At 74.0% G+C, this 23,979-nt stretch carries 23 protein-coding genes; 11 read left to right on the forward strand and 12 right to left on the reverse strand.

Annotation, left to right across the window (positions count from 1 at the left end; translation table 11 throughout):
- The first annotated feature begins 44 nt into the window (after positions 1–44).
- Positions 45–896: a GDSL-type esterase/lipase family protein gene (locus tag ABZ573_RS17205; RefSeq protein WP_327027603.1), complete on the forward strand. Its 852-nt coding sequence runs from the start codon at positions 45–47 to the stop codon at positions 894–896.
- Positions 897–968: 72 nt separating this feature from the next.
- On the opposite strand, the gene ABZ573_RS17210 is transcribed toward ABZ573_RS17205, so the two are convergent.
- The 3 genes from ABZ573_RS17210 to ABZ573_RS17220 all read right to left on the reverse strand — a co-directional run bounded on the left by ABZ573_RS17210 (position 969) and on the right by ABZ573_RS17220 (position 2,855).
- The gene (locus tag ABZ573_RS17210; RefSeq protein ID WP_225852261.1) at positions 969–1,667 is read right to left on the reverse strand and encodes an EcsC family protein; all 699 of its coding nucleotides are present in this window, start codon (positions 1,665–1,667) and stop codon (positions 969–971) included.
- Between the two features lie 98 nt (positions 1,668–1,765).
- Positions 1,766–1,909 (reverse strand): hypothetical protein, encoded by a 144-nt coding sequence (locus ABZ573_RS17215; RefSeq protein WP_165947802.1) that lies wholly within the window; start codon positions 1,907–1,909, stop codon positions 1,766–1,768.
- A gap of 103 nt (positions 1,910–2,012) precedes the next feature.
- The gene (locus ABZ573_RS17220; RefSeq protein ID WP_358118990.1) at positions 2,013–2,855 is read right to left on the reverse strand and encodes a peptidase M23; all 843 of its coding nucleotides are present in this window, start codon (positions 2,853–2,855) and stop codon (positions 2,013–2,015) included.
- 417 nt (positions 2,856–3,272) lie between these two features.
- On the opposite strand from ABZ573_RS17220, the gene ABZ573_RS17225 reads away from it, so the two are divergent.
- The 3 genes from ABZ573_RS17225 to ABZ573_RS17235 are packed head-to-tail and all read left to right on the forward strand — an operon-like array spanning position 3,273 to position 5,371.
- On the forward strand, positions 3,273–4,193 hold the full coding sequence (locus ABZ573_RS17225) for a PAC2 family protein (protein ID WP_151455215.1): 921 nt from the start codon (positions 3,273–3,275) through the stop codon (positions 4,191–4,193).
- Positions 4,194–4,230: 37 nt separating this feature from the next.
- Positions 4,231–5,028, forward strand: a complete 798-nt coding sequence (locus tag ABZ573_RS17230; protein WP_151455214.1) for an exodeoxyribonuclease III — start codon at positions 4,231–4,233, stop codon at positions 5,026–5,028.
- 28 nt (positions 5,029–5,056) lie between these two features.
- Positions 5,057–5,371 (forward strand): antibiotic biosynthesis monooxygenase, encoded by a 315-nt coding sequence (locus tag ABZ573_RS17235; protein WP_151455213.1) that lies wholly within the window; start codon positions 5,057–5,059, stop codon positions 5,369–5,371.
- A 38-nt stretch (positions 5,372–5,409) separates the two neighbouring features.
- Here the strand turns inward: ABZ573_RS17235 and ABZ573_RS17240 are convergent, their stop codons facing one another.
- Positions 5,410–6,087, reverse strand: coding sequence for a class F sortase (locus tag ABZ573_RS17240; protein WP_151455212.1), 678 nt, complete (start codon positions 6,085–6,087; stop codon positions 5,410–5,412).
- A gap of 8 nt (positions 6,088–6,095) precedes the next feature.
- Positions 6,096–6,722 carry a hypothetical protein gene (locus tag ABZ573_RS17245; protein ID WP_358119158.1) on the reverse strand — a complete coding sequence of 209 codons (627 nt, stop codon included), beginning with the start codon at positions 6,720–6,722 and terminating at the stop codon, positions 6,096–6,098.
- Between the two features lie 228 nt (positions 6,723–6,950).
- On the opposite strand from ABZ573_RS17245, the gene trmB reads away from it, so the two are divergent.
- From trmB to ABZ573_RS17260, 3 genes are all read left to right on the forward strand, one after another.
- The gene (trmB, locus tag ABZ573_RS17250) at positions 6,951–7,580 is read left to right on the forward strand and encodes a tRNA (guanosine(46)-N7)-methyltransferase TrmB (RefSeq protein WP_358119160.1); all 630 of its coding nucleotides are present in this window, start codon (positions 6,951–6,953) and stop codon (positions 7,578–7,580) included.
- Between the two features lie 112 nt (positions 7,581–7,692).
- Complete coding sequence (locus tag ABZ573_RS17255; RefSeq protein ID WP_151455210.1) at positions 7,693–10,197, forward strand: DEAD/DEAH box helicase; 2,505 nt, start codon at positions 7,693–7,695, stop codon at positions 10,195–10,197.
- A gap of 357 nt (positions 10,198–10,554) precedes the next feature.
- The gene (locus ABZ573_RS17260) at positions 10,555–11,925 is read left to right on the forward strand and encodes an MFS transporter (protein ID WP_358118994.1); all 1,371 of its coding nucleotides are present in this window, start codon (positions 10,555–10,557) and stop codon (positions 11,923–11,925) included.
- Between the two features lie 61 nt (positions 11,926–11,986).
- On the opposite strand, the gene helR is transcribed toward ABZ573_RS17260, so the two are convergent.
- Both helR and ABZ573_RS17270 read right to left on the reverse strand, forming a co-directional pair.
- Positions 11,987–14,134 (reverse strand): RNA polymerase recycling motor ATPase HelR, encoded by a 2,148-nt coding sequence (helR, locus tag ABZ573_RS17265; protein ID WP_358119162.1) that lies wholly within the window; start codon positions 14,132–14,134, stop codon positions 11,987–11,989.
- A 427-nt stretch (positions 14,135–14,561) separates the two neighbouring features.
- Positions 14,562–14,945, reverse strand: a complete 384-nt coding sequence (locus ABZ573_RS17270) for a hypothetical protein (RefSeq protein WP_358118996.1) — start codon at positions 14,943–14,945, stop codon at positions 14,562–14,564.
- Between the two features lie 194 nt (positions 14,946–15,139).
- Between ABZ573_RS17270 and ABZ573_RS17275 the strand changes: the two genes are divergently transcribed.
- The 3 genes from ABZ573_RS17275 to ABZ573_RS17285 all read left to right on the forward strand — a co-directional run bounded on the left by ABZ573_RS17275 (position 15,140) and on the right by ABZ573_RS17285 (position 19,012).
- Positions 15,140–15,784: a hypothetical protein gene (locus ABZ573_RS17275; RefSeq protein ID WP_151455206.1), complete on the forward strand. Its 645-nt coding sequence runs from the start codon at positions 15,140–15,142 to the stop codon at positions 15,782–15,784.
- A gap of 294 nt (positions 15,785–16,078) precedes the next feature.
- The gene (locus tag ABZ573_RS17280) at positions 16,079–17,863 is read left to right on the forward strand and encodes a hypothetical protein (RefSeq protein WP_225852255.1); all 1,785 of its coding nucleotides are present in this window, start codon (positions 16,079–16,081) and stop codon (positions 17,861–17,863) included.
- A 57-nt stretch (positions 17,864–17,920) separates the two neighbouring features.
- A complete protein-coding gene (locus ABZ573_RS17285; RefSeq protein ID WP_327027587.1) occupies positions 17,921–19,012 on the forward strand; it encodes a glycosyltransferase family 2 protein in 1,092 nt (363 codons plus the stop codon).
- 22 nt (positions 19,013–19,034) lie between these two features.
- On the opposite strand, the gene ABZ573_RS17290 is transcribed toward ABZ573_RS17285, so the two are convergent.
- From ABZ573_RS17290 to ABZ573_RS17305, 4 genes are read right to left on the reverse strand one after another with little or no spacing between them, the layout of a single operon-like run.
- Complete coding sequence (locus tag ABZ573_RS17290) at positions 19,035–19,979, reverse strand: iron-siderophore ABC transporter substrate-binding protein (RefSeq protein ID WP_358118999.1); 945 nt, start codon at positions 19,977–19,979, stop codon at positions 19,035–19,037.
- Positions 19,979–20,827 carry an ABC transporter ATP-binding protein gene (locus ABZ573_RS17295; protein WP_358119001.1) on the reverse strand — a complete coding sequence of 283 codons (849 nt, stop codon included), beginning with the start codon at positions 20,825–20,827 and terminating at the stop codon, positions 19,979–19,981. The genes ABZ573_RS17290 and ABZ573_RS17295 overlap by 1 nt, the downstream gene beginning before the upstream one ends.
- 25 nt (positions 20,828–20,852) lie before the next feature.
- Complete coding sequence (locus ABZ573_RS17300; protein ID WP_358119003.1) at positions 20,853–21,944, reverse strand: iron ABC transporter permease; 1,092 nt, start codon at positions 21,942–21,944, stop codon at positions 20,853–20,855.
- Positions 21,941–22,987 (reverse strand): iron ABC transporter permease, encoded by a 1,047-nt coding sequence (locus ABZ573_RS17305; RefSeq protein ID WP_327027582.1) that lies wholly within the window; start codon positions 22,985–22,987, stop codon positions 21,941–21,943. The genes ABZ573_RS17300 and ABZ573_RS17305 overlap by 4 nt, the downstream gene beginning before the upstream one ends.
- A 154-nt stretch (positions 22,988–23,141) precedes the next feature.
- Between ABZ573_RS17305 and ABZ573_RS17310 the strand changes: the two genes are divergently transcribed.
- Positions 23,142–23,501, forward strand: coding sequence for a YciI family protein (locus ABZ573_RS17310; RefSeq protein WP_151456386.1), 360 nt, complete (start codon positions 23,142–23,144; stop codon positions 23,499–23,501).
- 12 nt (positions 23,502–23,513) lie between these two features.
- On the opposite strand, the gene ABZ573_RS17315 is transcribed toward ABZ573_RS17310, so the two are convergent.
- A complete protein-coding gene (locus tag ABZ573_RS17315) occupies positions 23,514–23,954 on the reverse strand; it encodes a cytidine deaminase (RefSeq protein WP_132235868.1) in 441 nt (146 codons plus the stop codon).
- Positions 23,955–23,979: the final 25 nt, after the last annotated feature.

Below are 23,979 nucleotides of genomic sequence, written 5' to 3' on the forward strand. Positions count from 1 at the left end.
AGAGTTACCGCGCTGTCGCTCTCCGCTGCGGGACTGGGGATGGTATGCCTCGACGCTGGGTCACCGTGGCCGCCTGCCTGTTGGCGCTGGTCGCGCTCGCCTGCGAGGGCGGCGGGGAGCCCGGCTCCCGCCCGCCACGGGAGACGCCGTCGCCCGGCTCGCCCGGCGGCATCGCGGCCCTCGGCGACTCGATCAGCACCGGCTTCGGCTCCTGCCTGGTGCTCGTCTCGTGCGAGCGCAACTCCTGGTCCACCGGCGACGGGCTGCGCGTCGACAGCCTCTACCGGCGGCTGCTCGACCGGAACCCGGCGATCCGGGGCAAGGCCCACAACCACGCCAGCCCCGGGGCCCGCGCGGCGTCGCTGGAGGGGCAGGCCCAGCGGGCGGTACGCGACCGCGTCGACCACGTCACCGTGCTGATCGGCGCCAACGACGTGTGCCGGGGCGGCATCGAGGCGATGACCCCGGTGAAGCAGTTCCGCGCCGAGGTGGACCGCGGCCTGCGGGTGCTGCGGCAGGGGCGACCGAAGGCCAGGGTGCTGGTGGTGAGCGTGCCCAACCTGCACCGGCTCTGGGAGGTCGGGCACACCGACGCGCGGGCGGTGCGGGCCTGGAAGCGGGGCGTCTGCCCGGCGCTGCTGGCCAACCCCACCTCGACGGACCCGCTCGACCGGGCCCGCCGGGCGGCCGTGCGGGAGCGCATCGCCGACTACAACGCCCAGCTCGCCGCCGCCTGCAAGGCGTACGGCTCGCGCTGCCGGCACGACGGCGGGGCGGTGCACCGCGTGCGGTTCGACCTGGAGCTGGTCAACCCGCTGGACTGGTTCCATCCCAACGCCGCCGGGCAGGACCGCCTGGCCGACGTGGCGTGGCGCGCCTCGGGCCTCGGCTCCTGACCCTGCCGGCCGACCGCACACCCGCAGGGGCGGGCGGGCGGACGGGCGGCGGGATGGCGGGTGACGACCGGCTCAGGGCCGGCGGGGCTCGGGGACGGTCGGTCCGCCGTGCTGGCGGTAGAGGGCGTGGGAGCGCACGGCGAGATCCTTGGTGGCCGACGAGTTGGCCCAGGTGCCGAGCACGATCGCCGCGCCGGGCACCACCTTGGCGAAGACCCGCTTCGCCGCGCGCACCCCGGCCATCTGGGCCAGTCGCACGCCGAGGCGCAGCATGACCTTGCCGAGCGGGTTCTGCCCCCCGCTGCCGAAGAGGGCCCCGGCGCGCTCCCGGCCGGCGGCCACCCCGAGCGCGAGCCGGGCGCTCTCGGCGACCTTGTGCACCTTCTGCAGCACCAGCAGGTCGGTCGCCCGGTCGCCGTGCAGCGGGTCGACCCCGTACGCGGCGGCGACGTGCAGCACCATCCGGGCCTGCGTCCAGGCCAGGATCCCCACGTCGATCACGGCGCCGGGCAGCCCGGCGGCGCCCGACACCGCCCCGGAGAGCCGGGCGTGGTTGACGAACTTGCGTACCGCCTGCTCCGCCAGGGCCTCGGCGGAGACGCCGGGCTGCTCGGCCCGGGCCCGCGCGGCCCACTGCGCCGCCTCCGGCCCCAGCCGGCGTACGGCCTCCAGGGCGAGGTGCTCGGGGGCGTACTGCGGGTCCTCCCGCATCCGGTCCCAGAGCTTCAGCGGCGGCGCCTCGGTGGCCTCCTGCGTCGGTGCCGGAACCACGGCCGGCGGCTGAGGTCCTCCGGCGACGCGCTGGTCGTCGGCGGGCGCGGGATCGGTCACAGGGTCTCCCGGGGGTCGGAGAGGTCGGCGGTGACGGGTCAGCGGCGGTTCTGGAGCTTGGCCGCGAGACCCCGGAGCTTCTGCTGGGTGCCGGGCTTGGCCAGCTCGCGACGGCCACGGTCGACCATCTGCTGACCCTTGGGCGAACGCAGGAAGGTGCTGATCCGCTGCATCAGTGACATGTCGTCCTCCAGTCGGTGGTGCCTGTTCCATGTGTACCTCGGAGCGACAACACATGTACCCCGGATGCGCGAACCGCAACCGTCCACTGTGGTTGGTAGAAGCCTACTGCCCGGCCTCCAGGCACGCCGCGACGACCTTGGAGGCGCGCCACTCGTGCTTGGCGTAGTGCTCCGGGTAGGCGGAGATCTGCACCGCCTGGGCGGCGTCGGTGAGCCGCATCTGCTGCCAGCCCGGCACCCGCGCCAGCGCCGAGAGGAACTGTCGGGTGGCGAACTCCGGGTCCATCAGCTCACCGACCTCGCCCCAGCCGCTGCTGGAGCGCTGCTGGAACAGCCCGACCGAGTCGTGGTCCCACCCGATGCCCTGGTGCGGGTACTCGCGGGACTCGGGGAGCACCCCGCTGGCGACGTTGTAGAGGTTGCTCTCCTGCATCGCGGTGGCGACCGCGATCACCAGCGCGCGCCGGGGCATCCCCATCTCGCGCCCGGTCCGCACGATCTCCTCGGCGTTCTCCATCTGGGCGTCGTCGAGCCCGACGACCGGGGCGGGGTCGATCGGCTTGCGGGTGGTCTTCTCCGGTGCCGGGGTGGTGGTGTCCGGGTCGGCGGCGCGGGTCGGGGTCGGGCTGGCGGAGGTGGCGACGCGTTCCACCTTGCGGGAGGCCGGGTCCGGCTCGGCGCGCTCGGCGAGCGCGGAGGGGGCGGCGGCGGGGGCCGGGTCGGCGGAGTCGTCCCCCGCGCCCTGGGCGACGGCGGTCAGGCCGAGGCAGCACAGCACGCCGGTGGCGAGGGCGATCCGGGCCCGGGCGGGCCCGCGTGTCAGCAGGTGGGCGTACGCCCCGGCAGCGCGGAGGGCGGTTGACCGAACGTACGAGGGGGTATCGTTCGAACGGCCAACCGGGTCACCGGGGGCGATCTGGTCGTCGAAGGTGCGGTCGTCACGCATCAGCCGAGGCTAGGCAGGCCCACCCGCCGATCACCCCGGGTGATCTCGTGGCTTTCCTCACGATATGGGCTGGGCCGGGTGGACGCCCCTGCCGCCCCGGGCAGCCCGGGGGACGGACCTCGCGGACCGGTCAGACCTCCGGGTCGCCCCGGCCCGCCCCTGCGCGCCCGGAACACGGACAAACCCCCACCGTCCGGCCCATGATCCCCAAACTCGCCCGTTCGGCCGATAGCCTGGTCGTCCTGACGGTCAACGTTCCTCGTCCGCCGGTGGGCTTGCGGGCATACGCCCGATTACCGGACAGGTGACGACCCGCGGCGGGGCGCGGCGAGGAATGCACGAGGATGGCGGGTACGTTCCCCGAACCGGGTGCCCTCGCGCGGCGACCCGTACGCACGACCAGGGAGGTCCGCACCGGTGCTCGACCCACACGAGCTCTACGAGCTCACCGACGATCTGCCCGACCTCGGTCAGCCGGTCCTGATCCAGACCCTCACCGGCTTCGTCGACGCCGGCAGCGCCACCCGACTGGCCAGGGAGCAGCTGCTCACCTCCCTGGACGCCCGCCCGATCGCGCGGTTCGACGTCGACCAGCTCTTCGACTACCGCTCGCGCCGCCCGGTGATGACCTTCGTCGAGGACCACTGGGAGTCGTACGACGCCCCGGCGCTGGAGCTGCACCTGCTCCGCGACGACGACGAGACCCCCTTCCTGCTGCTCACCGGCCCGGAGCCGGACCTGCAGTGGGAGCGCTTCGTGGCCGCGGTGGCCGGCATCTCCGCGCGGCTGGACGTCCGGCTCACCGTCGGGCTCAACTCGATCCCGATGGCCGTGCCGCACACCCGGCCCGCCGGGGTGACCGCACACGCCACCCGCCGCGAGCTGATCGCCGGCTACGAGCCGTGGTTGCAGCGGGTGCAGGTGCCGGGCAGCGTCGGGCACCTGCTGGAGTACCGCCTCGGCGAGCTGGGCCGTGACGCCCTCGGTTTCGCCGCCCACGTGCCGCACTACGTGGCGCAGACGGAGTACCCGGCCGCCGCCGAGGTGCTGCTCGCCTCCGTGTCCCGCAGCACCGGGCTGCTGCTGCCCCGCGACGGGCTGCGTTCGGCGGCCGAGGTGGTCCGGGTGGAGATCGACCGGCAGGTCGCCCAGACCGACGACGCCGCCCAGCTGGTGCAGGCCCTCGAGGAGCAGTACGACGCGTTCGCGCGCGGCCGGGGCGAGAGGAACCTGCTGGCCGCCGAGGCCGGGCCACTGCCCACCGCCGACGAGCTGGGCGCCGAACTGGAGCGGTTCCTGGCCGAGCAGACCCGCCCGGGCGACACCCCGGGCAGCTGAACCGGCGACACGCGCGGGGATGGGGCAGGCTGGTCACATGCGCCTGGCGACCTGGAACGTGAACTCGGTGAAGGCCCGCCTGCCCCGGCTGCTGGACTGGTTGGCGGGCACGGGCCCCGACGTCGTCTGCCTCCAGGAGACGAAGTGCCCGGACGGCGCCTTCCCGGTGGCCGAGGTGGGCGAGCTGGGCTACACGGTGGCCAGCCACAGCGACGGCCGGTGGAACGGGGTGGCAATCCTGTCCCGGGTCGGCCTGGCCGACGTCACGGTGGGGTTCCCCGGCGAGCCGGGCTTCCCCGATCCCGAGGCCCGGGCCATCTCGGCGACCTGCGACGGGGTCCGGGTCTGGTCTGTGTACGTGCCGAACGGCCGGGCCCCGGACGACCCGCACTACGCGTACAAGCTCGCCTGGTTCGCGGCGCTGCGGGACGCGGTCGAGGCGGAGCTGACCGGCGGCCCGCCGCTGGCGGTCTGCGGCGACTTCAACGTGGCGCCCACCGACGCCGACGTCTGGGACCCGGCGCTGTTCACCCACTCCACGCACGTCACCCCCGCCGAGCGGGCGGCCCTCGCGGCGCTGCGCGACCTCGGGCTCTCCGACGTGGTGCCCACGCCGATGAAGGGCCCGCACCCGTTCACCTACTGGGACTACCGGGCCGGCATGTTCCACCAGAACAAGGGCATGCGGATCGACCTCGTGTACGCCTCGGCGCCGTTCGCCCGGGCGGTCCGCTCCGCGTACGTGGACCGGGAGGCGCGCAAGGGCAAGGGGCCCTCCGACCACGCGCCGATCGTGGTCGACGCCGACCTGGTTCCGGCCGTCGAGTCGTTCTGAGCCCCGGCCCCGTCGCTAGGGTGGAGCCATGGCAGTCGTGAAGATCAACGCGATCGACGTCCCTCCCGGCGCGGGCGAGGAGCTGGAGAAGCGGTTCGCCGCCCGGGCCGGGGCGGTGGAGAACTCCCCCGGCTTCCTCGGCTTCGAACTGCTGCGCCCGGTGGCCGGGGAGAACCGCTACTTCGTGTACACCCGCTGGGAGACCGAGGAGGCCTATCGGGCGTGGGCCGCCGGGCCTTCCCGCGCCGCCCACGCCGGGACGGGCGAGAAGCGTCCCCCGGTCGCCTCCGGCGCCACCCTCCTGGAGTTCGAGGTCGTCCAGCAGGTCCCACCCCGCCCCTGACCCGTCGCGCGAGGCGGTACGTGAGTGGGAGCCTGCGTTCAGGGGTTGCGGGAGGAGAGCAGGGTGGCGAAGGCGATGATGTTGTCGGCGTAGCCCGTCCGGCCGCCGAGCCAGTCGCCGCCGCAGGTGATCAGGCGCAGGCCCGCGGGGCCCTCGTCGCCGTAGACCCGCTCCGCCGGCAGCCGCTCCTTGGGGAAGTGCTCCACAGAGTCGACCCGGAACACCACGACCGATCCGTCCGCCCGGGCCACCTCGACGGTGTCGTCCGGGCGCAGCTTGTGCAGGTCGTAGAAGACCGACGGGCCGCGCTTGGTGTCCACGTGCCCGACGATGACCGACGGGCCCGGCTCGCCCGGGGTGGGGCCCCGGTCGTACCAGCCGGTCTCGTCGGCCCGCTCCAGCGGCGGGACGGCGATGGAGCCGTCCCGGGCCTGGCCGACGGGAGCCACCGGGGCGGACACCTTGATCGCGGGAATCGACAGGCGCACCGGCCGGCTGGCCGCCAGCGCGCCGTTCTCGCTGCGGGCCGGCCGGTCCTGTCCCCCGCCGGCGGCCCAGTCGAACGGCCCGGCGGTGCGCCCCAGGCCCGCGCCGGTGGCGAAGACCCCGGCCAGCACCAGCACCACCGCCAGCGGCACCGACCAGGGGCGGCGTCCGGGCGGCCGTGGGCTGCGGGCCGCTGTGGTGGCCGACTGCGGGGCGGGTGCGGGGACCATGACCGGGCTCAGCGACGGGCGGTACGCGGGCGGCGCGCCGACCGGACCGCGAGCACGATGCCGGTCACGATCAGCGCGAGGCCACCCGGAAGCAGCAGCCCGCCGGTGAAGCCACCGCCGCCACCACCACCGAACCCGGTCGCCGGGCCGCGACTGGGCTTCACGGCCTTGACGACCTGGAGCATGGTCGAGGCGGTCTCGCCGTCGCGGCACTCCAGCTTGATCCGGTAGTTGCCGGGCCGGGTGCGCTCCCGCACCATCGGCGCGGCGGTCAGCGTGCCGTGCTGCGGCTGCACCTGCACCCGGCCGAAGGCGTCCGAGACCACGGTGGCGGGGACCGAATTGTCCTGGCAGCTGGCCCGGATCCCCACCAGGAAGCCGGGCTCGACGGTGCTCGGGCTGACCTCGACGAAGACGCGCGGCCCCGGCGGTCCCGGCTGGGGCGCGCCGGCCCGGGCCAGCAGAGCGCCGCCGGACCTGGAGGCGACGCCGGACGGCGGGGACGACAGGGCGGCAAGGACGGTGGTGGACGACAGGGCGACGCCGGACGGCGGAGCGGCGGTGGCCGGGGCGGCCGCGAGCAGGGGACCGGCGACCACGGTCACGATCGCCAGCGCCACACCGCCGCGGTGCACCGACACGACGCCCCCTCCCGGCGCGTTGGGGCAGTGCCGGGCAACACCAGACACCCGGTCTGCCGTACGGGATGGATCCTCTCATCCCCGGGCGAACATCACATCCGATTCGGCGCGGTCGTCGCGTACCCTCGGGTCGTTGTGACCTTCACCGACTCCCCCGCCGCCGCCGTCCCCGCGCCCGCCGCCGCCCGGACGATCCGGACCTTCCATCCGCGCCGTGGCCGGATGAGCAGCCGCCAGACGGACGCCCTCGACCGGCTCTGGCCGGTCTACGGCCTGGACGTGCCGGAGCGGCCCGGCACGCCGGTGGACCTGGCCGGCCTGTTCGGCCGGCGGGCCCCGCTGGTGCTGGAGATCGGCTCCGGGATGGGCGACACCACGGCCGAGATGGCCGCCGCCGACCCCGGTCGAGACTATCTGGCGGTCGAGGTGCACACGCCCGGAATCGCCAACCTGCTGGACCTGGTGGACCGGCACGGCCTGCGCAACGTACGGGTGGCGCAGGGCGACGCCCTGGACCTCGTCACGGGCCTGCCGGAGGCGTCGCTGGACGCCGTGCACGTCTTCTTCCCCGACCCCTGGCCCAAGTCCCGCCACCACAAGCGGCGGATCATCCAGCCGGCCCACGTGGCGCTGCTGCGCTCCCGGCTGGCGCCCGGCGGCACCCTGCACTGCGCGACCGACTGGGCTGAGTACGCCGAGGCGATGCGCCAGACCCTGGACGCCGACCCGGGGCTGGTCGACGCGCACGACGGCTTCGCCCCCCGCCCCGCCCACCGCCCGGTCACCAAGTTCGAACGCCGGGCCCTGCGGGCCGATCGCCCGATCTTCGACCTGATCCACCGCCGGTCGTGAGAGGAAGGGCCCCCTGTCAACGGATTCCGTTGCACGGGGGCCCTTGCTGACACCCTGGGCGCACGGATCCGGTTGGCGCTCGGGGGCATGACCCAGGCACCATGGACGCGCTATGACGCTCACCGCCGCGCTGCCGACAAGCGCCGACCCCGACACCCTCTTCGACGCGTTCGCCGGCTGGGCGAAGGAGCGCGGCCTCGACCTCTACCCCCACCAGGAGGAGGCGGTCATCGAGATCGTCTCCGGCGCCAACGTGATCATGAATACGCCGACCGGCTCCGGCAAGAGCCTGGTCGCGATCGCGGCGCACTTCGCGGCCCTGGCCGACGACCGGACGACCTTCTACACCGCGCCGATCAAGGCGCTGGTGTCGGAGAAGTTCTTCGCCCTCTGCGAGGTCTTCGGCGCGGACAACGTGGGCATGTTGACCGGCGACGCCAGCGTCAACGCCGACGCGCCGATCATCTGCTGCACCGCCGAGATCCTCGCCAACCTGGCGCTGCGCGAGGGCGACCGGGCCGACGTCGGCCAGGTGGTCATGGACGAGTTCCACTTCTACGCCGAGCCCGACCGGGGCTGGGCGTGGCAGGTGCCGATCATCGAGCTGCCGCAGGCCCAGTTCGTCCTGATGTCCGCCACGCTGGGCGACACCACCCGCTTCGTCGACGACCTGACCCGGCGTACCGACCGGCCCACCGCCGTCGTCCGCTCCGCCGAGCGGCCGGTCCCGCTGATCTTCTCGTACGCGATGACGCCGCTGCACGAGACCCTGGAAGAGCTGCTGGAGACGAAGCAGGCACCCGTCTACGTCGTGCACTTCACCCAGGCCGCCGCCCTGGAACGCGCCCAGGCGCTGATGAGCGTCAACGTCTGCACCCGCGCCGAGAAGGACATGATCGCCACCGCGATCGGGAACTTCCGGTTCACCTCCGGGTTCGGCAAGACCCTGTCCCGGCTGGTCCGGCACGGCATCGGCGTGCACCACGCCGGGATGCTGCCCAAGTACCGTCGGCTCGTCGAGACCCTCGCCCAGGCCGGCCTGCTCAAGGTCATCTGCGGCACCGACACCCTCGGCGTCGGGATCAACGTGCCGATCCGCACCGTGCTCTTCACCGGCCTGTCCAAGTACGACGGGGTGCGCACCCGGCTGCTCAAGGCGCGCGAGTTCCACCAGATCGCCGGCCGGGCCGGGCGGGCCGGGTTCGACACCGTCGGCCGGGTGGTCGTGCAGGCCCCCGAGCACGTCATCGACAACGAGAAGGCGCTCGCCAAGGCCGGCGACGACCCGAAGAAGCGGCGCAAGGTGGTGCGCAAGAAGCCGCCGGAGGGCTCCATCGGCTGGGGCAGGCCCACCTTCGACCGCCTGGTCGAGGCCGAGCCGGAGCCGCTCACCTCCAGCTTCCAGGTCAGCCACTCGATGCTGCTCAACGTCATCGGCCGTCCCGGCGACGCGTTCGCCGCGATGCGGCACCTGCTCACCGACAACCACGAGGACCGCGCCGCCCAGCGCCGGCACATCCGGCGGGCCATCGCCATCTACCGGGCGCTGCGCGCGGGCGGGGTCGTCGAGCAGCTCGACGAGCCCGACGAGACCGGGCGGCGGGTCCGCCTCACCGTCGACCTCCAGCTCGACTTCGCCCTCAACCAGCCGCTCTCGCCGCTGGCGCTGGCCACGATCGAGCTGCTCGACGTCGAGTCCCCCGCGTACGCCCTCGACGTGCTCTCGGTGGTCGAGTCGATCCTGGACGACCCGCGCCAGGTGCTCTCCGCGCAGCAGTTCAAGGCGCGCGGCGAGGCGGTCGCCGCGATGAAGGCCGAGGGCATCGAGTACGAGGCCCGCCTCGAACTCCTCGACGGGGTGACCCACCCGAAGCCCCTCGCGGAGCTGCTGGACTCGGCGTACGAGATGTACCGGCAGGGGCACCCCTGGGTGGCCGACCACCAGCTCTCCCCCAAGTCCGTCGTCCGGGACATGTACGAGCGGGCGATGACCTTCACCGAATACGTGCAGTTCTACGGGCTGACCCGGTCGGAGGGCCTGGTCCTGCGCTACCTCGCCGACGCGTACAAGACGCTGCGGCAGACCGTGCCCGAGGACGCCAAGACCGAGGAGCTGGTCGACCTCATCGAGTGGCTCGGCGAGCTGGTCCGGCAGGTCGACTCCAGCCTCATCGACGAGTGGGAGCGGCTGCGCAACCCCACCGACGCCGCCGAGGCGGCCGAGGCCCTGGACGACCGCGTGCCGGCGGTCACCCGCAACGCCCGGGCCTTCCGGGTGCTGGTGCGCAACGCCCTGTTCCGCCGGGTCGAGCTGGCCGCCCTGCGCCGCTGGTACGACCTCGGCGAGCTGGACGCCGCGTCGGGCTGGGACGCGGACGCCTGGGCCGACGCCCTGGAGCCGTACTTCGAGGCGTACGACTCGATCGGGGTGGGGCCGGACGCGCGCGGCCCGGCGCTGCTCATGATCGAGCAGGGCCGGGAGCGGTGGACGGTCCGGCAGATCCTCGACGACCCCGAGGACGACCACGACTGGGGGATCAGCGCCGAGATCGACCTCGCGGCCTCCGACGAGGCGGGCGCGGCGGTCGTCCGGATCACCTCGGTCGGCCAGCTCTAGCCACCGCCTCGACCGTGGGGGCCGGCTCCGGCCGGCCCCACCGCGGTGCTCCGGGTGCCCGCAGGCAGGTATCGCGTTGCCGGGGTGAACCGCCCTGGACTAGGTTGACCCCGTGCCCGCCTCGGACAGGGTGCGCCGCCCCTAGCGGCGGCGCGAAACCCCAGACTGCCGAACGCTCTGCGTTTCCGCTCCGCCGCATCAGCGACCCTTCGCCGGTGTGGCCGTCCGAGCTGCCCGGCTCCGCATGCGATGTCCGGAGCCTTTCGTGAACAATTCTGCATCCACCTGTCCCGTCCCCTGTGACGCTCCCCGCTTCCGTCTCCTCCTGACCGTCGTCGTCCCGGGTCGGTGGTCGCGGTGAACGCGCGTGCCCTCACCCTGACCGCGGTGCTGTTGTCGTCGCTGTCGTTCCCGCTGACCATCACCGGGGCGTCCGTCGCGCTTCCCGGCATCCAGCACGACCTCGACACGTCGCTCACGACGGCGCAGTGGGTCGTCAACGGCTACAACCTCTGCTTCGCGGCGTTCCTGGCCTTCGGCGGCTCGCTCGCGGACCTGCTCGGCAAGCGCCGCCTCTTCACCGCCGGGGTCGCGGTCTTCCTCGCCGGCAGCGTGCTGTGCGTGCTGGCCCGGGACGCCACGGTCCTCAACCTCGCACGCGTCCTCGCCGGCACGGGTGCGGCAGCGGCGACGGCGACCGGTCAGTCGATCCTGGCGGCGACCTTCGGCGGACCGGCCCGGACCCGGGTGTTCGGCGCGCTCGGCGCGGTCCTCGGCGTCGGCCTCGCGTTCGGACCCACGATCTCCGGCCTGCTGGTGGACGCGCTCGGATGGCGGGCCGTCTTCGCGGTCCCCGCCGCGCTGGCGGGAGTCGTGCTGCTGGTGTGCCCCTTCCTGCCCGCCCTGCCTGGCGCGAGAAGGAGGATCGACTGGGCCGGCGGCGCGCTGTTCACCGCCGCGCTCGCGCTCCTCATCTGGGCCTTCGTCGAGGCACCCGCCCTGGGAGCCTCGCATCCGTCGGTGCTCGCCGCGCTTCTCGCCCTCGTGATCTGCGGGATCGCGTTCGTACGCGTCGAGAAGCGCGGCACCGACCCGATGTTCGACCTCGGCCTCCTTCGCGACCGGAGCTTCGTCGGGTACTCGCTGGTCGCCGCGACCATGATGGGACTGCTCGTTCCCCTTCTGGTCTACCTGCCCTCCTACCTCATCGACGTCGCCGGCCTCGACGCCGGACGAGCCGGGCTGTGGATGCTCATGCTCACCCTGCCCTCGGTGGCCCTGCCCCCGGTCGGCGCGGCGGTCGCGCATCGCTCGCCCCGCCTGCTGTCGGTCGGGGCGATCGCCCTCGGCACGGCCGGCATGTTCACCCTCACCACCATCGGGCCCGACAGCACACCGGGTTCCCTCCTGCTCCCGCTGCTGCTGATCGGGACCGGTGTCGGCGCCACCACGGGCGTGATCGACGGACTCGCCATCTCCAGCGCGCCCGTCCGACGGGCCGGCACCGTGGCCGGGCTGTTCAACACCGGCCGGCTCGTCACCGAGACGATCGCGCTCGCGCTCGTCGGCTCCACCCTCGCCATCGTCAGCGGCGGGCACCTCGCCGGCGACGGCTTCACCGCCGCGCTGCGCGTCGTCGCGACGGCGCTCGGCTGCTTCGGCGCCGCCTCCGCCGTCGCTGTCGGTCTCCTCCTGCGACGACGGGATGCCGGGCGCCCGGCGGCGTGACGGCGCTGACGCCGCCCGTCCCGGCGCCCGCCACGTGCCGGGACGCGCGGCGGGCGCGTCGTCAGGAGGTGGTGAGGACGACGAGCTGCCGGGTCGCCCGGGTCATCGCGACGTAGCGGTCGACCGCTCCCTCGACGCCGGCGCCGAACGCCTCCGGGTCGACGAGGACGACCAGGTCGAACTCGAGCCCCTTCGCCAGCTCCGGGGTCAGCGACCGGACGCGGGACGTCGCCCGGAACGTGGGGTCGCCGATGACGCAGGCGGTCCCCTCGGCGTGGGCGGCGAGCCAGGTGTCGAGGATCGAGTCCCGATCGGCGGCGGATCCGCGTACGACGGGAGCGCCGCCGCCGCGGATGGAGATCGGCACGTTGGCGTCGGGGAGCACGGCCCGGATGACGGGCTCGGCCTCCGCCATGACCTCCTCCGGCGTCCGGTAGTTGACGGTCAGGGAGGTCACGGTGATCCGGTCGAGCCCGACGCGCTCCAGCCGTTCCCGCCACGACTCGGTGAACCCGCGCCGGGCCTGGGCGCGGTCCCCGACGATGGTGAAGCTCCCCGACGGGCAGCGCAGCAGCAGCATCTGCCACTCGGCGTCGGTCAGCTCCTGGGCCTCGTCCACCACGATGTGGGCGAACGGTCCGGCGAGCAGGTCCGGCTCCACGTGAGGCAGCGCGGTCCCGTCGACCAGGGCGTCCTGGAGGTCCAGCTGGCGCAGGCTCGACAGCACGCCCTCGCCGTCGTCGTAGGCGTCGGCCTCGATCAGGTCGTCGACGACGGCGGCCATGCGCGCGCGTTCGACGGCGACGACGGCCTCCTGCCGGCGCCTGCGCCCGGACGCCTCCGCGTCGCCGAGCCGCTGCCGGGCCGCGTCCAGCAGCGGCAGGTCGGACACCGTCCACGCCCCGGCGTCGCGGCGCTGGAGGGCGCGGACCTCGTCGGGGCTGAGCCAGGGAGCGCACCGGCGCAGGTAGGCGGGCACCGACCACAGGTCGCCGACGAGGTCGGTCGCCTCGATCAGCGGCCAGGCCCGGTTGAACGCCGTACGCAGCTCCCGGTTGCGCAGCAGCGAGGCGCGGACCACGTCGTCGGGCTCGTCGCCGTCGTACTTCCCCACCAGGATCGTGAGCAGCTCCTCCCAGACCTCGTCACGCGCCTCGTTGTGGGGCGTACCGGGGCCCGGCGCCTCGAACGCCTCGGCCCAGTCGGCGGCGCGCAGCCGGATGTCGGCCTCGTCCGTGCTGACCGTCATCGGTGCGGTCGGCGGCTCCTCGTAGAACCTGACGGCCGACTCGATCGCCTTCACCATCTCCGCCGACGACTTCAGGCGGGCCACCTCCGGGTCGGTCTCGACGCCCGCCGAGGTGCCCTCGGGTACGAGGTCGCGCAGGGTGCAGGTCTGCACCTCCTCCTCCCCCAGGCTGGGCAGCACGTCGGAGACGTACGCCAGGTAGGGCTGGTGCGGCCCGACGAACAGCACGCCGCCCCGGCGGTGACCGAGGCGCGGGTCGGCGTAGAGCAGGTACGCCGTGCGGTGCAGCGCGACGACGGTCTTGCCGGTGCCGGGACCGCCGTCCACGACGAGCGCCCCGCTCGACCCCGCGCGGATGATGGCGTCCTGGTCGGCCTGGATCGTGCCGAGCACGTCGCGCATCCGCGGCGACCGGCTGGCGCCCAGGCTGGCGATGAAGGCGGACTGGTCGTCGAGCGCGGCGGCGTGCCCCTCGAGGGCGTCCGGGGTGAACACCTCGTCCCAGTAGTCGGTGATCCGGCCGCGCGTCCAGCGGTACCTGCGGCGGCTCGCCAGGCCCATCGGGTTGGCGTGGGTCGCCGCGAAGAACGGCTCGGCCGCGGGGGAACGCCAGTCGAGCAGCAGCCGCCCGCCCGCGCCGTCGGTGAGGCCACCCCGACCGACGTACGCGGGCGCGGGATCGTCGGCGCCGACCATCCGGCCGAGGCACAGGTCCACGCCGAAGCGGCGCAGTGTGCGCAGGCGGGCGGCCAGCCGACGGACCTCCATGTCCCGGTCCACCGCCTGCCGGCCCTTGCCGCCGGGGGCCCGGCGCTCGGCGTCGAGGCGGTCGGACAACTCGGTGCTCGTCCGCTCGATGCTCCCCGCGACGGCCGCGAAGTGCTGCTCGTCGGCGGCGATCAGCGTCGGATCGGCCTTGGCGGCGAGGTGGTCGGGAAGGTCGAACACACTGGTCGTCAGGCGATCCACGTCAGCAACTCCACTCTCGTTCCGGCTCCCGGCTCCCGGCTCGCGATGCCGTGCGCCGCACGCGCGCACCGGGCGTCCGCCATCGGCTCGACGTCTGCACTCGGCCGTACGTCGACGGCGACCCCCGCTTTCGTCGGTCCCGTTTCCGCAGCTCGCGGCCTTGGCCGGGTGATTCTGCGGCACGGACCGGGTCTTGCCGCAAGCCCCCGGGTGCGATATACCTTGAAAAGGGAAAGGGGTGGCCACACTCCCTTTCCCTTTGTTTCTTTCCGGGCGGAATGTTTTTTCCGGGGCGGAAGACCCGTCGGAATCGACACCGCACAAGGCGGCAGCGGGGCACGCCTCGGCGCGGGCCGTCGGCACGGCTCTCCCGCGTGCGCGTCGGGGGCCTTCCCGGGCGCCCGCCCTCGGGCGGCAGCTATGCGCTGGGTACGCGGACCACGTCGTCGAAGAGTTCCTGCAGTCGATTCCGGCAGCGCAGCAGCAGGCCGGTGATCTCGTCGAACGTCACCGCGTCCACCCGGCCGTGCTCCGACCACAGCGCCCGAACGGCTCGCTGGCTCTGCGTCAGATACAGCTCCGCGGAGTCGAGCAACCTGCTGAACTCGTCGTGGCGGTCCGCGGCGGCGAACCGGACCAGGTCGCGTGCGGCCAGCAGGGGATCTCCGGGGACCGCGAAGACGGTCGCCGGATCGTCGCCTGCCTGGTCAGCCACGATCCGCGCGAGGAAGAACTCGAGTTCGGCCGCGGCCAACGTCAGCCTGCCGACTGCCAGGACCGTCTCATCGGTGAGCCGCTGCATCGGCTCACCGTATCCGAGCACCGGCCCACGGCACCTCACCTCCTCGCGTGTCCCGCGCTCCCCCGCACCTCGATGGCCGGTGCCGGTCGGCCGTCGGCGGACCGGGCAAGAGAGTCCCTGCGAACCCTGGGAGATGTCACACCCGTCGATTAGAATGTGTGTACTAATCGAGGTCCTGACCTGGGAGGACGCCCGTGAGCACGCCCGCCTCCGCCCCACCCACCCCCTACGCGACCCTGCTCGGCTTCACCCGCTACGTCGACCGCATCGGCCCGACGAAGGCCACCTTCGTCGGGGGCCTGCGCAAGCAGCGGGCCAGCCGCTCCGGCTTCAACCCGCACGGCCAGTTCGTCAAGGCGCTCAAGGCCGACATCGCCTTCCACACCGGCGGCACCCACCTCGACCAGGTGGTCGACGTGGTCAAGCCCCGCTGGCGACCGCTCTACCAGGCTCTCGTCCCCGGCGCGACGACCTGGCTGCGCTCCCTCGGCGAGCCGAGGGCCGTCGACCTCGCCCAGACCCGCGACGCGCTCGCGATGCTGGGCGACCTGCCCGTCAAGGTCAACCCCCAGTTCGGCGTACGGCACGCCGACGGTCGCGTCGAGGCCGTCCGACTGCACTTCGACGAGGCGCCGCCCAGCGAGGAGGCGACGCTCGCCACCCTGCACCTGATGGCCCGGCACATGGACGCGGTGCTCCCGCACGCCGAGCCGGTCCTGGTCGACGTCCGCCGTGGCGAGGCCCACCGCATGCCCACCGACGCCCGCCCGGAGCAGATCGAGCGCTGGCTGGCCGGCGAGGCGGCGGCCTTCCGGGCCATCTGGGCCACCGCCGCCTGATCCCTTCCCACCACCCACCCGATCCCGCTCGCCCGGTCCGGCCGACGTGGCCGGGCCGGGCGCCGACCGGGAGCCCGTGACACCCGCCGGCCGGGCAGCGCGGCCGGGATCCGCGACACGCGCCGCCGGGTCGGCGGGTCGGCGGGTCGGCGGGTCGGCGGGTCGGCGGGTCGGCGGGTCGGCGGGTCGGAGCATGTGCGGCGGCGCCCCGGGCGGGTCGGCCAACCCGCCCGGAAGCCCACATCCCGGGCGGCGGATCGACACGGCGGCCACCATCGTGAATCATCTATCTTCATGACCACCGGGTCCACGGACGCCCGACCGTCCGCCGAAATCTCCGACCACGACCAGGTTCCCGACCCCGGGGACCCCGGCCGACGGGACCGGTGGGGCTGGCTGCGCCACGAATGGACACTGGCGGTGCTCGGCGGGCTGCTGCTGGCGGTGGTGCTGACCTGGCCGACGATGCGGCATCCGGCGAGCACCATCCCCGGCGACATCGGCGACCCCACGTTGCAGGCGTGGCAGATGGCCTGGGCCGGGCACGCCGTGCTCAACAACCCGACCGGTCTCTGGCACTCGAACACGTTCTTCCCCGAGACCTACACGTACGTCTACAGCGACACCCTGCTCGGCTACGCCCCGTTCGGGATGCTCGGCTCGGGCTTCGAGGCCGCCCTGGTCCGCTACAACGTGATGTACGTGCTGGTGCACGCGTTGGCCTTCGTCGGGGCGTACGCGCTGGCCCGGCAGCTCGGGGCGGGCCGGCTGGGCGGGGCGGTCGCCGGAATCGCGTGGGCGTACGCGCCCTGGCGGCTGGCGCACTCCGGCCACCTCAACATCCTGTCCAGCGGCGGGATCGCGTTGTGCCTGGCGATGCTGGCGCGCGGCCACGGCTGGTCGCTGCGGCACGGCTACCGGCCGGAGCGGCGGCGACCCGGCTGGGCCCTCGCGGGCTGGCTCGTCGCCGCCTGGCAGATCAGCCTGGGCTTCGGCATCGGGCTGCCACTGGTCTACTTCCTGCTGGCCGCGGTGCTGGTCGGGGCCGGCGGCTACGGCTGGTCCTGGTGGCGGCGCGGGCGACGACCCGCGTTCGGCCGACGGCTGCTGGTCGCCGACGTGGCCGGTGGCGCCGTCTTCGGCGCGGTGACGCTCCTGCTGGGCCTGGTCTACCTGAAGGTCGTCGACCTCAACCCGCAGGCCGAACGGTCGTTGGCCTGGACGGAGATGTTCTCGCCGCCGCTGATCGGCTTCGTCACCGCCCCGGCGGACTCGTGGTGGTGGGGCGAGCGGCACGCGGCGGCGCGGGAACAGCTGTCCTGGCCGCCGGAGATGGCGCTGCTGCCCGGGATGGTTCTGCTCGCGTTGGCCGCGGCGGGGCTGTTCGTCTCGGTGTACCCGGCCCGGCACCGGGTCGCGTTGGCGCTCGGGGTGCTCGGCACGGTGCTGCTGGGCCTGGGCGTCACCCTCGGCGGCGACGGCGATCCGGGCTACCTGACGCTGTCGAAGCACCTGCCGGGCTGGGACGCGCTGCGGACGCCGGGCCGGATGATGCACTGGACGAGCCTGCTGCTGGCGGTGCTGGCGGCGGGCACGGTGACGGTGTTCGCCACGGCGGTGCGGCGCTGGTCGTCCCGGGGCTGGGCCAGGCTCCTGGCACCGGTGCTGCTGTTGGTCCCGCTGGCCCTGGTCGGGCTGGAGGGGGTCAACCGGACGCCGCATCCGGTGGTGCCGACGCCGCCGGCCGCGATGCGTACGGCGGCGGAACCGATGCTGGTGCTGCCCGCCGGCGGCGCGGTCGACCTGATCTTCATGTTGTGGACGACGGACGGGTTCCCCCGGGTCACGAATGGGCTGGGCGGGTTCGAGCCGGTCACCCAGGCGCAGACCCGGGCCGCGACGCCCACCTTCCCCGATGCGGGCAGCGTGGCCTACCTGCGGGGCATCGGGGTGCGGTCCGTGGTGGCCCTGCCGGGCTGGACCGCCGGGACGCCCTGGGAGGGCATCGCGGACCGGCCGATCGACGGGCTCGGCATCACCCGGGAGGAGATCGATGGTGTGCTGGTCTACCGCCTCTGAGCGGGGCGGCGCGAGGCGCGGCGCGGGGCGGGCGTCCTCGGGCGCCGGCCGGGCGGGGTGACGCAGGTGCGCCTTTCGCTGGTGGTGCCCTGCTTCAACGAGGAGGCCTCGGTGGAGCGCCTGCACACGGCGGTGACCGCCGCGGTCGCGGAGCTCACCGACGTCGACATCGAGGTCGTCTACGTCGACGACGGCAGCTCCGACGGCACCCTCGTGGCGCTGCGCCGGCTCGCCGCCGCCGATCCCGCCGTGCGCTACACGTCGCTGAGCCGCAACTTCGGCAAGGAGGCGGCGATGCTGGCCGGGCTGGAGCGGGCCACCGGCGACGCGGTGGTCATCATGGACGCCGACCTCCAGCACCCGCCCCGGCTGCTGCCCGACATGGTGGCGTTGTACCGGCAGGGTTTCGACCAGGTGATCGCGCGCCGGGACCGGCGTGGTGACCGCCTCGTCCGGATGCTGGCCTCGCGGTCCTTCTACCGGGTGGTCAACTGGTGGATCGACGTGCGGCTGCTGGACGGGGCGGGTGACTTCCGGCTGCTGTCCCGGCTGGCGGTGGACGCGGTGCTGGCGATGCCGGAGTACAACCGCTTCTCCAAGGGGCTGTTCTCCTGGATCGGCTTCCGGACGGTGGTGGTCGCGCACCGCAACGAGACCCGGCAGGCGGGCCGGAGCAGGTGGACGTTCGGCAAGCTGTTCAACTACGCGTTCGACGGGCTGCTGTCGTTCAACAACCGGCCGCTGCGGCTGGCGATCTACGGCGGCCTGTTCCTCACCCTGATCGCGGTGGTCTACATGGCCTGGGTGGTCGCCGACGCCGTCAGCAAGGGAATCGACGTTCCCGGCTACACCACCATCATCGTCAGTGTGATCGGTCTCGGCGGCATCCAGATGACGATCCTGGGCGTGATCGGCGAGTACATCGGCCGGATCTACTACGAGACCAAGCGTCGGCCGCACTACCTGGTCCAGGAGACCGAGGACCTGGTCACGCAGGACGGGGAGACGCCCCGGGTGCCGGAGCAGCCGGCGGTGCACCCGACCGAGCGGTTCCGGCAGGGCGGGCCGGCCCGCGAGGACCTCTCCCGGTACCGCTCGCTGCGGCGTGCCGCCGGCGAGTCCGTGACGGGTGACGCGCGGCAGCCGTAGCGGCTGCCGCGCGCGACACGGGTCAGGCGGTGAGGTACTTCGCCAGGTCGTCGAGGATCTTGTTGGCGGCGCCGATGCCGATGCCCGTCATCCAGATCTCGTCGGAGACGACGTGCGACTTGCCGGCCTTGACCGCCGACAGCCCCTTCCAGAGCGTCCCGCCGGTGACCTTGGCCTGCTCGGCGGCGGCCTTCTCGCCGTACGCGGTGACGAAGATGACGTCGCCGTCGACCTCGCCGATGCGCTCCGGGCTGACCCGGTCCATCCGCCGGTCCTCCTTGCCGGTGAGCTGCTGGCGCTCGGGGCGGCCCAGCCCGGTGTCGCCGATGACGATGCCGGAGAACGAGTCCGGCCCGTACACCCGGATCTCGGTCGGCATGAAGCGGACGATGGAGACCTTGCGGTCGGCGGCGTTGCCGAGCTTGCCGCCGAACTCCCTGGCCCGGGTCTCGTACGCGGCCAGCAGGTCCTTGGCCTGCTGCTCCTTGCCGAGCGCGGCGCCGTCGAAGAGGAAGTTCTCCTTCCAGGTGATGCCGACCTTCTCGGTGAAGACGGTCGGCGCGATGGCGGCCAGCTCGTCGTAGAACTTCTCCTGGCGGAACTTGCTGCCCAGGATCAGGTCCGGCTTGAGGGCGTTGATGGCCTCCAGGTCGGGCTCGGTGAGCACCCCGACCTCCTTGATGCCGGCGAGCTTCTCCTCGCCGAAGTAGGTCGGCCAGCTCTTCGCCTCGCCGGCGGTGGCGGCGCCGACCGGTGTGACGCCGAGTGTCAGGGCTGTGTCGATCTTGTCTGTGTCGAGCACGACGACACGCTTCGGTTCCGTCGGCACCTTCGTGGTGCCCATGGCGTGGACGATCTCCCGGGTCTCCCCGGTGGTGGTGTCGGCGACCGGGTCGCTCTCACCACAGGCGGTGAGACCGACGCCGAGGGCCAGCGCCGCGGTGAGGGCGGCGGCGAGACGACGCATCAGATTCCTTTCGAAGGGTGCGAGCCGGTCAGCGGCGTCGCCGCGTCCCCGGCGGGCAGGCGGGTCAGGGAGGGACTGGTGAGCGCGGGCACCACCAGGGGCGCCCCGGTCACCGGGCAGGGCACGACCACGCAGTCGAGGCCGAAGACGTCCCGGACCAGGTCGGCGGTGAGGATCTCCCGGGGCGGCCCGGCGGCCACCACGGCACCGGAGCGCATGGCGATCAGGTGGTCGGCGTACCGGGCGGCCTGGTTGAGGTCGTGCAGTACGGCGACGACTGTGCGGCCCCGCTCGACGCGCAGCCGGTGCAGCAGGTCCAGCACCTCCACCTGGTGGGCGAGGTCGAGGAAGGTGGTGGGCTCGTCCAGCAGCAGCGCCTCGGTGTCCTGGGCGAGGGTCATGGCGATCCAGACACGCTGCCGCTGGCCCCCGGAGAGGGTGTCGACCGGCCGGTCCGCCAGCGCCGTCACGTCGGCGAGCGCCATGGCCCGGTCGACGGCGGCCCCGTCGGACTCCGACCACTGCCGCCACCACCGCTGGTACGGCTGCCGGCCCCGGCCGACCAGGTCCGCGACGGTCACCCCCTCGGGCACCAGCGGGCTCTGCGGCAGGACGCCGAGGCGGCGGGCGACCTCGCGGGTCGGCAGGTCCCGGATGGCGGTGCCGTCCAGCAGCACGGCGCCGCGCCGGGGCGTGAGCAGGCGGGCGATGGTGCGCAGCAGGGTGGACTTGCCGCAGGCGTTCGGCCCGACGATCACCGTGAACGCGTCGCCGGGCAGCTCCAGGTCGAGCCCGTCCAGCACGGTCCGCTCGTCGTAGCCGGCGACCAGGTCGCGGGTGGAGAGCATCACGCCTCCTTGCCAGGGTGGGACATCACGAGGGCCGCCGCCGGCCGCGGAGCAGCAGGAAGATCAGGTACGGGCCGCCGATGGCGGCGGTCAGCACCCCGGCGGGCAGTTGGGTGGGGGCGAACAGCCGCCGGCCGCCCAGGTCGGCCAGCACCAGCAGCAGGGCCCCGAGCAACGCGGCGCAGAGCAGCGGCGGGCGCTCGGTGCGGACCAGCCGGCGGGCCAGCTGCGGGGCGACGAGGGCCACGAAGTCCACCGCGCCCACCTGTGCGGTGACCATCGCGGCGGCCAGCACCCCGGTGCCGGCGAGGCCGACCCGGCGGGCCGCCGGGCGCAGGCCGATCCCCCGGGCGGTGTCGTCGTCCAGGGCGGTGCTGTTCAGCGCCCAGCCGGCCCAGGCCAGCACCGGCAGGAGCGCGGCGAGGGTGAGGGCGATCCACAGGCTCTCGTTCCAGCCCTTGCCGGCGAGCGTGCCGATCAGCCAGATCTGCGCGCGCAGCCCGTCGATCGGGTCGGCGGTGAGCAGGACGACCTCGGTCAGGGCCCGCAGCGCGAAGGCGACCGCCACGCCGGCGAGCACGAACCGCTGGGCGGCCAGCCCGTGCCGGGCGCCGAGGAGGAACAGCAGCGCGGCGGCGACCAGCCCGCCGAGCAGCGCCGCCGGGGCCACGAGCACCGCCGCGGCGCCAGTCGTCAGGGCCACCGTCGCGGCGAGACCGGCGCCCTGGGTGATGCCGACGACGTCGGGGCTGGCGAGCGGGTTGCGGGCCACGCTCTGGATCAGCGTGCCGGCCACCCCGAAGGCCGCGCCGGCCACCGCGGCCAGCACCAGCCGGGGCAGTCGCAGGTCGAGGACCACCAGGTCGTACGGGGTGCCGGCGCCGGAGAGGGCGCGCAGCACGTCGGCCGGGGCGACGTACGGGGTGCCCAGGGAGAGGCTGAGCACCCCTGCGGCGAGCAGCAGCACGACCAGCGCGGCGGCGACCAGCACGGAGCGGCGGCGGACCTGCACGCTGACCGGGCCGATCCGCACGAGCGACCGCCCCGGCAGCGCGGTGACGCCCACCCGGGGACGGCCCGCCGGCCGCCCGGCGGCGGGGGCGGTGGGGGCACTCACGCCGTCACGACCTTCGCGCGGCGGACCAGGAAGGCCAGCAGCGGGGCGCCGATCAGCGCGGTGACGATGCCCGCGGGCACCTCCCCGGGCGGCGCGACGAGCCGCCCGACGACGTCGGCGCCGAGCAGCAGCGCGGGCCCGAGCAGCGCCGAGACCGCGAGGGTCCAGCGGTGGTCGGCGCCGACCAGGGCGCGGGCCAGGTGCGGCACCGCGAGCCCCACGAACGCGATCGGCCCGGCGGCGGCGACGGCCGCCCCGGTGAGCAGCACCGCGGCGACGCCGCCGCCGATTCGGACCAGCCCGATCCGGTGCCCGAGGCCCCGGGCCACGTCGTCGCCGAGGGCGAGCGCGTCCAGGCCCCGGGCGACGAGGGCGGCCAGGACCAGCCCGGCGAGCACGAACGGCACCACCTGGGCGGCCACCGTGAGGTCCCGGCCGGTCAGCCCGCCGACCACCCAGAAGCGGTACTCCTCGAAGGTGCGGGCGTCCATGCTGAGCAGCGCGTACACCACGGAGGCGAGGCTGGCGTCGAGGGCCGCGCCGACCAGCGCGAGGGTGACCGGGCTGGCGCCCTCGCGGGCCTTGGCCGCGACGGCGAAGACCAGCACGCCGGCCCCGAGCGCACCGGCGATGCCGAACCAGACGTACCCGGCCAGCGTGCTCACGCCGAAGACGGAGATGGCCAGCACCACACCGAACGAGGCGCCGGCGCTGATGCCGAGGATCCGCGGTTCGGCCAGCGGGTTGCGGGTGAGGGCCTGGAAGAGGACACCGGCGACGGCGAGCGCCAGCCCGACGGCGAGGCCCAGCGCGGTGCGCGGCATCCGCAGTTCCCGCACGATGGTGGCGGCCTCGCCGCCGTCCGGGGCGATGAGCGCGCGCCACACCTCGTCGACGGCCAGCGCCCGGCTGCCGAGCGCGAAGCTCGCCAGCACGGCCAGCAGCAGCACCAGCGCGGCGGCGACCGTGACCGCGAGCCGACGGCCCCCACGCGCCCGGGGCCGGGTGCCGGCAGGTGCCGGTCGGGTGGCGAGGGTGGTCACGAGGCTCCTGCACGTTCGGGCTTAGGGTCGCCTTACCGTAGCGGAACGCCCTGGCCGGGCCTAACTCGCCGTCGTCGATCCGGGCGGCGCTGAGCAGGGCGGACAGCGCCGGATCCGGTCGGGCGGCGGCCCCGGCCGCCCTAGGGTTGTGGGCATGCGATTCGACCAGCACACAGTGGTGCTCCTGAGCCGGCCGACGGACGCGCCGCAGCTACCGCTGGACGCGGCCGACCGGTTGCAGGACGCCCACCTGGCTCACCACGCGGGGCTGGTGGAACAGGGGCTCGTGCTGGCCGCGGGGCCCTTCGTCGACGCCGACGACGAGCGGCTGCGCGGGTTCGTCGTGCTCTCCATCTCCCCGCAGGAGGCCCGAGAGCTCTACCACAACGACCCGGCCGTGCGGGCCGGGCGGCTCAGCGTGCAGGTGATGAGCTGGATGGTGCCGGAGGGCATCGTGCGGTTCGAGAGCGTGCCGCTGCCCCGGTCGATCCTGGCGGCCGCCGCCGGCGACTGACGGCCCGGGACGTCAGTCGGCCGGTCGCGGCGCGGGGAGCGGGCCGGCGGGCCCGTCGAGCTGCTGGTCGGCCCAGACGTACGTCTCCGGCAGCAGTTCGGCGACGTGCACCACGCGTAGCGCGTCCATCGGCCCGACGATGACCCGGACGGTGGGGAAGTAGTCGCGCAGCACCTGCCGGCAGCGCCCGCAGGGCGGGATCACCCCGCGCCCCCGGTCGCCCACCGCGACGATCGTCTCCAGCTCGGTGACGCCCTGGGTGGCGGCAGCGCCGACCGCGACCACCTCGGCGCAGGGCCCACCGGTGAAGTGGTAGACGTTGACCCCGGTGAAGACCCGGCCGTCGGTGGTCCGCGCGGCGGCGGCAACCGTGTGGTTGTCGCTGCGGCAGCGCAGCTTGGCGACCGCCGTGGCGGCCTGCACCAGGGCCCGGTCGGTGTCGCGCATCGTCATCCAGTCCCCCGTGGCCAAGGTCGGT

This window comes from Micromonospora sp. NPDC007220 (genome assembly GCF_040634035.1).
Classification (GTDB): Bacteria; Actinomycetota; Actinomycetes; order Mycobacteriales; family Micromonosporaceae; genus Micromonospora; species Micromonospora reichwaldensis.